Raw genomic sequence first — 13228 nt, forward strand, 5'->3', positions numbered from 1 at the left:
AACCGAAAGCTTTGATGATTACTTTCCCTGTAGAAAACAAAACTGCAAACTAGAACATATCAAACAATGGATTACGGTATTCGCTTGGCATCATAACAATAACATTAGAGATTAACTTTACAGAGCCCTCATGAGGGAATTTACTGTTTAAATAGTTGAGCTTTTTACTTATTTCTTCATATGTCAAGTAATTATGCTCATCCAGAGGTATTGGTAGATACAAATTGGACTAGTCAACATCTAAATGACCCAAACGTTAGAATTGCAGAGGTAGACTATGATCCCACTACTAATTATCACCTTGGTCATATTCCAGGTTCAGTGTTACTAGATTGGAGAAAAGATATAAACGATCCAATTAGTCGAAACATCCTTTCAAAAGAATCTTGTCAGAATTTACTTAGATCTATCGGAGTAAATGATGATACCACTTTGATCCTCTATGGTGATTTTAATAACTGGTTTGCAGCTTTTGCTTTTTGGGTATTCAAGTATTATGGGTTTAAAGATGTCAGAATAATGAACGGAGGAAGAAGAAAATGGCTGGAAGAAGATAGGGATTTGGATAAAACAATTCCAAAATATTCTCCAGGAGGATTTGTGGCCAGCGACCCAGACAACAATATAAGAACCTACCTCATGGAAGTGTCTCATTCTTTAAAAGACACAAATAAGGTATTAGTTGATGTCAGATCACCTGCTGAATTTTCAGGTGAAGTTACCGCACCAGCAGAGTATCCAACTGAGCATGCACAGCGAGGCGGACATATACCTGGTGCAAATAATATACCATGGGGAAAAGCTGTTAATGAGGACGGGACATTTAAATCTGCAGAGGAATTAAAGCAACTATATCAAGAAAAAGGGATTGTACCTGAAAAGGAAGTGATAGCATATTGTAGGATTGGTGAAAGATCATCCCATACGTGGTTTGTTTTAAAATATCTACTTGGATATCCAAATGTTAAGAATTATGATGGTTCATGGACGGAATGGGGAAATATGATAGGAAATCCGATTGAAAAGTAGCTAGGTCTATTGATCAGATTTTTTTTTTATAATTATGTTAAACAACAAACTGTTAGCCTGGTTATTAATAGCAACAGGATTTTTTTCCTGCACTATTTCAATAATTTCTTGACTATTTCGCTCTGCCCAGTTCAGTAACTCCAAGTCAGCGGTGGGATCGTCAGATACTAACCTGATCACATCACCCTCAAGCATGGATTTGTCCATAAACTCATCTAATTTGGCCAAAGTAGCCGAACATTCTGTTCCCAATTCAAACATTTGATAGTCTGGAAAAACCTTGAAACATTTAACATTGTATCGCTTTATTTGTTCTTCCAAGTCGTCCTTGCAGTCTTCTATTCTCTTTAAATCCTTCCAACTAGACTCGGCTATTTCATTCTCAGTTTCGATTTTTGCAAACCATCCTTTACTAAATGGAGAATCATTAACAATTTTTGGACATTTAATCAAATCATTGTTTATATCAATTATCCTGCCAGCCATTGGAGAGCGAACGGTACCAAAATGCGTGATGCTAGAAATAGAAGCTACACTCTTGTTCTTTTGGATTGGTGTATTAATGCCTTTTAATTTCAAACCGGTCAACTTTCCTGCCAAATAGGAATAAATTGGAGTCATTCCAATTATGAATTTCGGCGAATATTTTTTTTGATCATCCATCCTCCCAAGCTCACCCTTGTTTTTATCCTCAAATTCATTGTTTTCCAAAAATCGTATCCAAGTCAAGTTTTCTAAGTCGTAAAGACAATCAGAAGGAAATGAACAGTTATCAATTTTAATATCTGGTTGAGGCAATATTAAAAATAATCAAATTTTATTTATTTAAACATGAATGTGAATTGAACCAAAACTTTATTTAACTGTGACGGATTTTGCAAGATTTCTTGGATAGTCAGGATCAACTTGTTTTTTTATTGCCAAATAATAAGACATCAACTGTAATGGAATTATTTCTATTACTGGGTATAGATAATCTGCTACCTTTGGCAACTCTATAAAGGCATCATAAACTTCATTTCGCAAATTTGAAAGCCCAATGATATATGCACCACGAGATTTTATTTCATTTGCGCTAGAGATTACATCCAAATGAGTTTCATCTACAGGATTAATTACAATAACTACAGATTCTTGGTCAATTAATGCCAACGGTCCATGTTTAAGTTCTCCTGCTGCAATACCCTCAGCATGAATATAGGCCAATTCTTTGATCTTTAATGATCCTTCCAATGCAATTGGATAGTGAATGGATCGCCCCAGAATATAGATGTCTTTAATATTAGAGTCCAAAGAGTTAATCAAATTTCTAATTTTGTCATCTAGTCCAAGGACCTTGCTTATCAAATTTTGCAAATTCTTGAGTTCGGATCCTTCAAGGGAAACATACTGATTAGACAAGGTGGACACAATTTTATACAAAATCATTAACTGACTCATGAAACTCTTAGTTGCTGCCACACCTATTTCTGGACCACAATTTAATGTAACATATGAATCACTCATTCTCGCTAGGGATGATGTAGGTATATTTACTATGGACACAATTTTTGCCCCTGTTTCTTTGGCCTTTTTGACCGAATGAAGTACATCTGCTGTCTCGCCGCTTTGTGATATAGCAATGACAACAGAATTTGGTTCAATAGTATCAGAAAAATATTGAAATTCACTAGACATGTACACCTCCGATTTTTTTCTAGCGTATTTTGATAATAACAATTTTCCGAGTAAACCAGAATTATAACTAGTACCACTTCCAGTAATGTAGATGTTAGATGCCCTTTGGAGGTATTCACAAAAAGTAGCAAAATCATTAGAATCATTTAAGGGTTTTAATAAAGTCGAAGTTTGCTCATGGATCTCCTTTAAAGTATAATGAGCAAATTTTCCTTTCTCTGATGACCCTAGTTCCCAAGCTACCTGTGTTAATGGTCTTTGTACTACGTTTCCAGAATCGTCAAAAATAGTATAATTATCATTTTCTAAAATTACGATGTCGCCATTATCCAAAAATATGGACTTGTCTGTATGTTTTAAAAATCCCAATACATCGCTTGATAAAAAGAGTGCTTGAGAGCTTATTCCTATTATTAAAGGCTCATCAAACCTTGCTCCAGAGATTATGCCGTTATCAAAGACAGCCACAAACGCAAAAGAACCCTTAAGATTTTTGCAGGTTTCAATCATGGTTTTCTTAATGTCATTATTTGAAATGCGGGAGTATTTTTCTAAGAGGTGAGCTATGACTTCGCTGTCTGTTTGACTCTTAAAAATGTGGCCTTCATTTGCAAGTTCTGTCTTTAATTCATGATAATTCTCAATGATACCATTGTGAACAACAGCAATATTTGATGTACATGAGTAATGAGGGTGTGCATTTTTATCGTTAACTCCTCCATGAGTTGCCCATCTAGTATGTCCTATGCCAATTTGTCCTGGTAAGCGGTTTAAATTTAATTCTTTATCTACTTCTGCAACTTTTCCAACGCCTTTACTTACCATAATATTCCCGTTATTCAAAGTGGCTATCCCTACGCTATCATATCCCCTATACTCCATTTTTTTCAGACTATCCACCAAAAGGGGAGCAGCCAAGTTTAATTTACCACTATAACCTATTATAGAACACACGAAAATGGTTTGTCAAATTACTTTAAATTCTTTATTAATAAAATATAATACCGTTATACAAAAATGTATAATGGTTGAGGAATAAATTTTAAAAAATAAGAAGAGTTCATTTCGCCAAATCCTATAAAATTATATACCAGCAAAAAAAAAATTATAATACCTTGCAATGGGCATTGAAAAAAAGATAATTTATGAAAAAAATGGCAAATTGATGGAGAAAGATATTTTGATCTTTGAGAATCAAAAAGAAATCCAGATCTTGTCAAATCCTATTGCATGGAAAATAATCAAGCTTCTCGCCAAAAAACCACTTTACACTGCACAAGTGGCTAAAGAATTAGCAATCTACGAACAAAGTGCTTATTACTATATCCGAAAATTGGTTGCAATTGGAGCCATAAAAGAATCTGGAATGGATTTCATTAAGGGTGGGACGGCAAGATTATACACTCCAACATTTTCTGCATTTGGACTGGAGATGGATGGAATGGAAACTGTTTCTGTCAATAATGACTTTGGTGATTCTAAACGAAAAACAGAAGATGGTTTTACCAGGAGATTCCTAAACGAATTCATAGATAATAAAAACAAGCTGAACGGGCTGTTGATAGTAGGATCTCCAAATCCTCACGGCATATTCAAGACTTCTGCCAGAGACGGCCACTACGCAATTCAACTAGCATTTTTTTTGGGAAATATCTGTGAATTGCCTCCAGGGTTTATTGTAAAATTGGATGAGGATGCGAAGGCTGAGAAAGAACTTGAGGACAACAACCTAATCATAATAGGAGGTCCTGGAACTAACATAGTGTCGTCTGAATTTAATCGATATCTTCCAATAAAATTCAATGATGAGAATTATTGGTCAGGTTTAGTCGACAAGAATGGTAGGATATATCATCTAGATAGCCTAGGGATAATAGCTAAATTCAAAAATCCATTCAATCCCAATAGACATATCATATTAATAGCAGGTGTACGTTCTATAGGAACAAAATCGGCGGTCATTGCATTCACCAATTATGGAGAGAAGCTGTTTAGGAATTATTCTGGAAAAGAAAATACTTGGGAAGCACTTGTACAAGGATATGATATGGACAGCGATGGCAAAATTGATTATGTAGATGTTGAAAAAATTGAGAAAAGCTAACCGGAAGGCAATAGTTCAGAATTATTGCTGGCCAGCTTCGACTACTTGAGCGTTTTCAGATGTAGTTGTTGGCATAAAATGAACAAGAATTTGAGCCTCTTCTTCTTTTCTCACAAGATATCCAGGCAAATTAATCTTGCGATTACCTATGCTTACATGACCATGAACAACTAACTGGCGCGCTTGATAAGGAGATTTCAGGTTGGCTTTTTTCATAATGATTGTTTGAAGTCTTCTTTCCAAAATATCTTCTATCTTTAAGTTCAACACATCATCTAATGTAGACTGATCAGCTACCAAACCTAATCTAGATAAGTAATTTAACAATTGTGTTTCCTTCTCTTGCCTAATGTCAATCGCCAAAGCCAGTAATGCACGGGCTTGGTTTCTTATACGGGCTATCTCAGTCTGTGCCTTCCATAACTCTCTTTTGTTTCTCAGGCCGTAAGAACCCACTATATATAACTCGGTACTTATTTGGTCACTAGTCCAGATACTTCTGGGCCTATTGTAACTTTTCTTTGATTTCCTAGGATCACCCATTATAACCACCTAGTTTTACTTTGATCCGCCAGCACTAGCCGGGGCCTTTCCTGATGCCTTCTTCACCCCAACAGCAGTTGCTTTTCTGCCAGTGGTTCTCGTACATTGTCCTCTAACCCTCAATCCAAACATATGCCTATATCCTCTCCAACTCATAACAGATTTTTCTCTTTCCACATCATTTGATTGTGTAAAGTCAAGATCAGACGTTATCAGATGCATGTCAGTACCGGTATCCATATCTTTCTGCCTATTGAGATACCACTTTGGGACACCAACAGTTGAAATATTCCTTATTGCATTCTCAATATCGGATAACTCCTTATTAGTTAGAAAACCTATTCTCAAATAGGGATTAATATTTAATGACTGTAAAATAACCTGAGAAAGATTATAACCTACTCCTTTAACTTCACTCAAAGCCACTACCGACTTTCTGCTGCCATCAATGTCTTTGCCAGCAATTCTTAGAATATGTTTAAACTCTTCGACCGACAACTTGCTTATTCCTTGATTGCTCATTTTCCTAAATAAAAACTATGCTAGGCATTACCGAATATGATTATTGAAAAAAGTGAAAATGTTGATTCAAAAATCAAAGTGGCAAACCCAATACCAATTGATAATAATTGATTACACAGACTAGGCTTATAGAATGCATTCTATATATGAACTGGCCATTTAACTCAGGTTTTTGTCTTGAAGGAGAGAGCCAAAGTGTGTAGTCAACACTAGGACCCAAATTCGACGTTCATCTAGCTCACAATTTAGTCTAAAAAATTGAAAGGGAAAATTTTAATAAGTCGCTAGTGATATATATATTCTAGATGATATCTGATTGGTTCTCTAGGGTTGGAAGTGCTATTCCTAGGGGATTCTCACGTCATTACATTTTACAATTACTTGCAGAACAACCAATGACTGGCAAGGAAATTATCGATAAGGCAATACTACAAACAGGGGGAAAGTGGAAACCCTCTCCAGGGTTAATTTATCCTTTATTAGGCAGATTATTGGAAGAGGGTTTGATAGAAGAACACGAAAATGGCAGATATAGGATAACTAAAAAAGGTATATCTATCGCCTCGGATATTAAATCCGCACATAACATTATGCAAAAACATCTCGAGGTAATGTTTAGAATTGGGAATATGGGAAGGTTTATGACTATGGATCTAATTGATCGTATTTCTGCAATCGGATCTACCTTGAGTTCTAACTTGGACAGAATGACTGAAGAAGAAAAGAACAAGTACAAAGACTTTCTGGTGAATGAACTACAGAAATTAAATAACCAAGAAAGTATTCAAGTTGCGGATAGAAAAGTTGACGACAAAACTGTAATTTAACAGGTATGAATAACGACCCTATCAAGCAAGGTGCTTATTATTTACTCCGAGGGGGCACATTACTATCGGAACCATGTGAAAAATGCGGTAATTTACAAATCAAATTCAAGGGTAATGTCATTTGTATGACATGCAAAAACGACATTGAAGCTAACACCATCGAGACAGGAGTGCAGCTTACAACCATCACCTCAGAAAAAAATAAAGAAAACATGGAAAATGATAGCCCCCCTGTCCCTAACATCTCTGAAACAACTACAAACATTCAATCACTTTTGCAAGAAATAGAGATGGGTATTGCGAAGAATTTAAGCGCCGCTACCAAAAAACTGTTTACAATATCAGATCTTAGCGAATATCAGCATACAGGCACTATTGTAGAACAATCGTTACGAATTATAAAGTTAATTAAAGAGATAAAAAATACCTAAGCATATTTCGAGTACACTGAACCATAAGATACGGCCACCCTAGATCTGGCTACACTCGAACTAATATTTTGTTCTAACATATAGATAGTGAAATCTAACGCTTTTAAAACAATCATCTAAGTCATCTTTGTTTACAGGTGCCAGATCTGGTTTAGAAGATGCAATACAGAGATTAAAAAGATTATGAAATCCAAATGCAAATTAATTATAAAAGATATTATCCTAACATGGTCCAAATTTCAGCTTTTAAAATAATAAATGCAAATAAACAAAACATCTGGAAGATAATTTCTGATGTAGACAATGATCCAAATTATTGGTACGGGATAAAGAAAGTAAAAAACTTGAGAAAAGAACAAGATTTTTTGGAGAGAGAAACGATAATTGCTTTTAGAAAATCTACTTGCATAGAAACTGTAAAATTTAAGGATAATATGCAAATAGATTTTAAAATCATAAAAGGGCCAATTATAGGAACCAAGACGTTGAAATTAAGCAAAATCTCAGATTTGAGTTGCAAATTAGAAGCAATCTGGGATATAAAATTGCAGGGGCCCATGAGTATATTTACATTTATGGTCAAAAGGCATATTCTGAAAGGAACCAAAGAAGCTTTAGATAGGATAGCACAAAGCTGCGAAAAACTAGAACAATGATCTAAGGAAAAGCGAACACAAGGTCAAGCGATTATTGGGCCCTACAGAACAAAAGACAGTCAACTTTTTTAAAAGGCATGAAATGGTACCTGACCCAGAATTCATCAAAAGACGGGTTATCATAAAACAGGTTATTGAAACTGACCTATCTGATCTCAATATCTTTGAAGTACCATTATATGACGATAAAGCAAGTAATGAAGAATTTCAGCTAACCATAACAAGGTTTGCAAAAAAAGTTCAAATATATAAAATAAAAAGTACAAAGTGTTACTTTCCTAACAATAATCACTCAGTGAGAGAGAAAGTACTACGACAAATAAAAAAGATAATCTATTTTTACTTCCCATTCCCATTGCAAGATACGTAACGTTTTCTAAATCGATGATTTTCAAAATTAAATGGAGACTGGATTTTATGCGGCACATTATTATAAAATTATTACACCTTTACTAGACACATTTGAGAATAGCGTTAGTACTGTTAGTATGGGCAAGTTATTAGGGCCTTTCAGTGTCTACAAAACCAATATCGTTGGTCAGGATTACAGTATGTAATATATAAAACAAAATACAATGAATATAGTTCAAAAGTAATGTTTATTTGAACGATATGGGAATATTACTCGTCATGTATGTTCGGGATATATCAGTCCCCCAAGCGGTTAAGGAAATAATCACCTCCAATGATCTTTATTTAAAGGCCATAAAATCTGGTATAGCGAACTATACTGCCATTGCCAATAAGATACAAAGAGATGTAGAACTAAGCACTGGAACAAAAGTAAATATTGGAACGATAGTGGTAGCAATTAAGAGATTTGCAGATTTAACTTTCAGATCAGAGTATTTGTCAAGGAATTCACAAGATAATAATAACAGAGTTGACAACAGCGATGGTAAAAAAAATGAGGACAAAGATCCTCTTGTATCACACTCATCTCCTCAAGACGCTAAATTGAAATTAACAGGAAGTATTATTGATATTGATTTTGGAGACCAGAATTTTTTCAAAAGCATATTTGAAGGATTGGACGAATTAGCCGAACAAAAATTATTTGAATATAATTTAATTAGAACTGAGGAGAGAGTACGCATAATAACAGAGGACATGTCAAATTCAAGAAGATTAATCACCTCACTGTCTGAAAAATGCCACGGAATAGTAACCGAAGGATTGTCCAAAATCACCATAAAATTGTTTTACAAAGATACAAATAATGTTAGACGACTTTTATCCAATATTTTCGAGGTTTTGGGTAACTATAATATAAGTATAAACAACGTATTTTTTACAAGTGATGAAATAGTCTTGGTGGTTGAAAATGATAAAGCTACTAGAGTCTATGATTTAATCCAAAAACAAATCTTGCGGCAGTAGGAAAGTGCGTTGAAATCAGTGTCAAGTACTATTTCTAGTAACTTTTTAATGATTTTTTCAAATAAAGACAAATATGTAGTCAGTAAAGTAAAGATACACTAGTGTCCAATATTTTAAAATTAAAACCCGATGTATGGGACTTGTCAGATCTAGTTAAGAGTCACAAGTCAGATGAAATAGAGAATAGATTACGAAAAATAAGTGACAAAATAAAAGCATTTGAGAACAAAAAGTTACTATTAAAACCCGATATTAAAGCCGCTGAATTCACAAGACTGATTAAAGATTCTGAATCTATAGCTGAGGATTTGAGCATAATATCAGGATATGCCCATTTAAAATATGCAGAAAATACTTCCGCAAATGATGTCGCTGCTTTGGTAACGAAAACAAACGTCTTCTCAACAGAAGCCTCAAATAGGTTATTATTCTTTGATTTATGGTTCAAAAAGGTTCTTGATAATGACAACGCCAATAGATTGATTAATGAAGTCCCTCCGGTTTACAAGTCACATCTAAATCATGAACGTTCTTTATCCAAATATACCTTAGAGGAACCAGAAGAAAGGATCATTAATTTGTTGGATGTAACAGGGATTAGTGCTTTGATCAAGGTGTACGATAGAATGTCAAATGGTTTTGAATTTGAATATCAAGAAATTCGAGGAAAAAGAAAAATTAACAAAATATTTACAAACAAAGAAAAACTGATGTCGCTTGTAAGAAGCTCAAAGCCATCAGAAAGAATGGCTGCTTACAAGGCATTATTATCTACCTATAAAAAGAACAGCGGAGTACTGGGAGAAATTTATTTGAATCGTCTGCTAAACTGGCACAATGAATACATTTTGCTTCGCAAATTTCCTAGCCCTATTTCTGTTAGAAACTTGTCTAATGATATCAGCGACGAGGCTATTTCAGCACTATTAAAGATTTGCAGAGACAATTCGAAACTGTTCCAGGAATACTTTGTTGAAAAAGCCAAGTTACTGAAGGTCAAAAAGCTTGAAAGATATCATTTGTACGCACCCCTAAAATCGACAAATCAATCTAAGGTAACGTATGCAAAATCAATGAAAATGGTTTTGGATGCATTCAAAGAATTTGAGCCACAATTTAGTAAAATAGTTGAAAACTTAATTTCAAAAAAACATATTCACTCCAAGCTACAAAACAATAAACAAGGCGGAGCCTTTTGTTCTACGATCTCCCCAACCATTTCGCCATATGTCTTGCTAAATTTTGACGGAACCTTGAGGGATATCTCAACAATGGCTCACGAGTTTGGACATGCTATTCATAGCGAGCTTGCTTCACAATTGCCTATAAGCGTACAACATCCCCCGTTGCCCCTAGCTGAAACTGCCTCTGTTTTTGGTGAAATGATACTAAATGACAAGCTCTTAAAAGATGCAAAGAAAAGAGATAGGAAAATCATGCTTGCAGAACAAGTAGACGATTTTTATGCCACAATCATGAGACAAGCATTTTTCACCATCTTCGAAATAAATGCTCATGAAATGGTTGGAAAAAATAGTGCCACCACAGTCGATGAGCTTTGTGATGTTTATCTAAATAACCTGAAGGAACAATTTGGAAAGTCGATGAAGATCTCAGAAGATTTCAAATATGAGTGGCTGTATATCCCTCATTTCTATCATTCACCATTCTATTGTTACGCCTACTCGTTTGGAAACCTTATGGTAATGGCTTTGTATCAGCAATACAAAGAAGAAGGAAATAGTTTCATACCAAAGTATTTGAATATCCTTTCCTCTGGCGGGTCTAAAAAACCAGAAGAATTGTTGTTAGAGAATGAAATAGACATTAAAAAGGAAAGCTTTTGGCAAAGAGGGTTCGACCTCGTAGGCGAAAAAGTAAAAGCATTAAAAGAAATTTAAAAAATCTGATTCCTAAAATCCATCAACAACTTTTTCTGTGTTTTTTTTTTTGGCTACTATGAAAATTTGCACTAGTTTTTCTTTTTATTTAATCATATTATCAGTTTGTAAATTGTTGAGCAGGCTTTAAAAACAGCAAATAGAAAGAAAAATTCTTTTTTTTGTGAATATGAAAGGATCAAAATTATTAAAGTGAAATTACTCAATCATTAATTGTTTGCTGAGCTTAGACTGCATTCGAGGATAATTATTGTGATGAAATACTGGCTAGTTATTTGAAGTTTTTTTCTCTCCAATAAATCGAAAGAAGAGAGCAGATACCACGAGAATTACAGTTATAAGTATAATGCCAATCATTTGTTGAAATGAGATCTGAAATATCAATCCGAGGATGATAACAATAGCAGCGATTAGTCCAAATATTATGATCCAATTCTTTATAGCAATATCTTTAAACATTGAAAACTATTTCCAGAAATAAAACCAATTAATTACAAATTAGAGAGTGCAATAATTAGTCAATCAATTCCACTATACCCTGAGTTAACATTATTCTCCGCAACTCTTTTGCCAAATCTGTAACAGTGATAATGCCCACTACCTTTCCATTTGATATAACTGGTAATCTCCTAATCCTATTATTTATCATTCGTTGTACAGCGACGTTCACTGGAGTATCGGGCGCTGCAAATGTTTGTATTTTAGACATAAGTTCAGAAATTTTGACTTCGGAAGATTTCTTGTCATTAGCACAAACTCGTTTAACAAAATCACGTTCAGTAATTATACCGAGGAGTTGTTCGTTATCTTGTACAATCAAAGAGCTAATTCTTTTCTCCTTCATTAGCAAAGCGGCATCCAGAGCAGTTTTGGTAGGATCAATAGTTACTACTTGATTTGACATGATTTCACTTACCACTTCTTGCATAACAATTTCTATTCCATTAAATAAAAAAAGATTTCTTTTGTACCAGATGTCAGGCTTCAGTTTTCATAGTAGCTAGCTATTAATTAAAGAATAACAATTTAGTTTTTTTAAGAAAACCTGCTGCTAGAGTAGCATTTGTAACCCGATAAAACTCGCAAAAGATTTAAAAATGACAGGTCAAGAATAAGTGGTAATGGAAACCAAGAATTTCTTTACCAAAATAATAAGTACTATTCGTCTTATTAGGGCTTCAAGGAAGCATAAGGTAACAGCTTAAATTCACAAAGCTCTAGATATTTATTTCTCACAAGTTTATCTATATACACATATTATTTACCCCTCCATATTATGGGAGTACAGGGATCAAGAATAAATGATTTATAATATGGTCTTATCTAGATAAAGCGTAAAGTCACATACTAAAAGTACATTAGAGAAAAACCTTCGATAACAAATAATTTATGTTAGTAAATTACAAACCTATATTTACATATTTTTTTAGAATTAAAAAAAGAAAGAGATTAGATAACTTGCCAGGGTCTAGTGGCGAACGTAATTCCAAGCCCTGCAGCAATGATGATGCTTTGATAGATTATGTTATTCCATGGAATGGGCTTTAGTATTGGTTCTCCTACTACTTGAATGGTCTGACCTGGGCCTAATCCTGGTCCTACGGATGCTAGGTTCAACTGAGTATGAACGTGGTAAATACCTGGTTCAAGGGCTTTAGCTTCAATCCTATATGGTATAGTTTCTTGTGGTTGAATTTCAATTATGTTACCTGGAGGATCTCTGCTGACGAATTCCCATCTATTTCCTGCGTTAGTAGATTCACTGAACAAAGATATCCACCCTCTCATTGGTCTGTTGACAAGACTTTGTAGTTCTCCTGTCACCACCAAAGTATCACCTGTGTTAAGTGATTGGGCCGAGAAGGCTTCATTATTGATTCTGACGAATCTACTTTGAAGTTGTGCCTGAACTCCGTGACCATCAGCCATTGGAAGTAGTGCAATAATACTGGCTATTATCGATGCTCCTGCAATAAAAGTTACAATTAGAAACACCATAGCGGGTTTGTTGCCGCTCTTCTTATTCATCTAGGGATTCCACTGGTTACATAGATAAAAAGTTTGCTGTTTATAACCAGCAGTTATTACATATTAGATTTATTTGATATACAATAACTAAGAAGATATTTGGATTCAAACAAGTCAAGGGGATGATCCT

Annotated in this window: 14 protein-coding genes; 8 read left to right on the forward strand and 6 right to left on the reverse strand. The window is 34.5% G+C overall.

The features are described 5' to 3' along the window. The first annotated feature begins 180 nt into the window (after nt 1-180). Nucleotides 181-1029, forward strand: coding sequence for a sulfurtransferase (locus F1Z66_RS09640; RefSeq protein WP_149863410.1), 849 nt, complete (start codon nt 181-183; stop codon nt 1027-1029). A gap of 6 nt (nt 1030-1035) precedes the next feature. Here the strand turns inward: F1Z66_RS09640 and F1Z66_RS09645 are convergent, their stop codons facing one another. Both F1Z66_RS09645 and glmS read right to left on the reverse strand, forming a co-directional pair. After that, complete coding sequence (locus F1Z66_RS09645; RefSeq protein ID WP_149863411.1) at nt 1036-1740, reverse strand: hypothetical protein; 705 nt, start codon at nt 1738-1740, stop codon at nt 1036-1038. A gap of 144 nt (nt 1741-1884) precedes the next feature. Then, nucleotides 1885-3660: a glutamine--fructose-6-phosphate transaminase (isomerizing) gene (glmS, locus tag F1Z66_RS09650; protein WP_149863412.1), complete on the reverse strand. Its 1776-nt coding sequence runs from the start codon at nt 3658-3660 to the stop codon at nt 1885-1887. 166 nt (nt 3661-3826) lie between these two features. On the opposite strand from glmS, the gene F1Z66_RS09655 reads away from it, so the two are divergent. After that, nucleotides 3827-4810, forward strand: a complete 984-nt coding sequence (locus F1Z66_RS09655; protein WP_149863413.1) for an ArsR family transcriptional regulator — start codon at nt 3827-3829, stop codon at nt 4808-4810. A gap of 21 nt (nt 4811-4831) precedes the next feature. Here the strand turns inward: F1Z66_RS09655 and F1Z66_RS09660 are convergent, their stop codons facing one another. Next, the gene (locus tag F1Z66_RS09660; protein WP_149863414.1) at nt 4832-5353 is read right to left on the reverse strand and encodes a 30S ribosomal protein S4; all 522 of its coding nucleotides are present in this window, start codon (nt 5351-5353) and stop codon (nt 4832-4834) included. A gap of 15 nt (nt 5354-5368) precedes the next feature. Then, entirely contained in the window at nt 5369-5875 is a 507-nt protein-coding gene (locus F1Z66_RS09665) for a 30S ribosomal protein S13 (protein ID WP_149863415.1), read from the reverse strand. A 305-nt stretch (nt 5876-6180) separates the two neighbouring features. Here F1Z66_RS09665 and F1Z66_RS09670 point away from each other — a divergent pair, with 305 nt between their 5' ends. The 6 genes from F1Z66_RS09670 to F1Z66_RS09695 all read left to right on the forward strand — a co-directional run bounded on the left by F1Z66_RS09670 (nt 6181) and on the right by F1Z66_RS09695 (nt 11070). Further along, nucleotides 6181-6702, forward strand: a complete 522-nt coding sequence (locus tag F1Z66_RS09670) for a PadR family transcriptional regulator (RefSeq protein WP_149863416.1) — start codon at nt 6181-6183, stop codon at nt 6700-6702. Nucleotides 6703-6707: 5 nt separating this feature from the next. Then, nucleotides 6708-7133, forward strand: coding sequence for an Sjogren's syndrome/scleroderma autoantigen 1 family protein (locus tag F1Z66_RS09675; protein ID WP_149863417.1), 426 nt, complete (start codon nt 6708-6710; stop codon nt 7131-7133). 227 nt (nt 7134-7360) lie between these two features. Then, complete coding sequence (locus F1Z66_RS09680; RefSeq protein WP_149863418.1) at nt 7361-7789, forward strand: type II toxin-antitoxin system RatA family toxin; 429 nt, start codon at nt 7361-7363, stop codon at nt 7787-7789. A gap of 34 nt (nt 7790-7823) precedes the next feature. After that, nucleotides 7824-8159, forward strand: coding sequence for a hypothetical protein (locus F1Z66_RS09685; protein WP_149863419.1), 336 nt, complete (start codon nt 7824-7826; stop codon nt 8157-8159). 242 nt (nt 8160-8401) lie between these two features. Next, nucleotides 8402-9169 carry a hypothetical protein gene (locus F1Z66_RS09690; protein WP_149863420.1) on the forward strand — a complete coding sequence of 256 codons (768 nt, stop codon included), beginning with the start codon at nt 8402-8404 and terminating at the stop codon, nt 9167-9169. 101 nt (nt 9170-9270) lie between these two features. After that, nucleotides 9271-11070, forward strand: coding sequence for a M3 family oligoendopeptidase (locus F1Z66_RS09695; RefSeq protein ID WP_149863421.1), 1800 nt, complete (start codon nt 9271-9273; stop codon nt 11068-11070). A gap of 514 nt (nt 11071-11584) precedes the next feature. Here the strand turns inward: F1Z66_RS09695 and F1Z66_RS09700 are convergent. Both F1Z66_RS09700 and F1Z66_RS09705 read right to left on the reverse strand, forming a co-directional pair. After that, nucleotides 11585-11974, reverse strand: coding sequence for a CBS domain-containing protein (locus F1Z66_RS09700; protein ID WP_159357485.1), 390 nt, complete (start codon nt 11972-11974; stop codon nt 11585-11587). 545 nt (nt 11975-12519) lie between these two features. Then, on the reverse strand, nt 12520-13098 hold the full coding sequence (locus F1Z66_RS09705; RefSeq protein ID WP_201448581.1) for a methane monooxygenase/ammonia monooxygenase subunit B: 579 nt from the start codon (nt 13096-13098) through the stop codon (nt 12520-12522). Nucleotides 13099-13228: the final 130 nt, after the last annotated feature.

Source organism: Candidatus Nitrosocosmicus agrestis, from assembly GCF_008389435.1.
In the GTDB taxonomy this organism is placed as follows: Archaea; Thermoproteota; Nitrososphaeria; order Nitrososphaerales; family Nitrososphaeraceae; genus Nitrosocosmicus; species Nitrosocosmicus agrestis.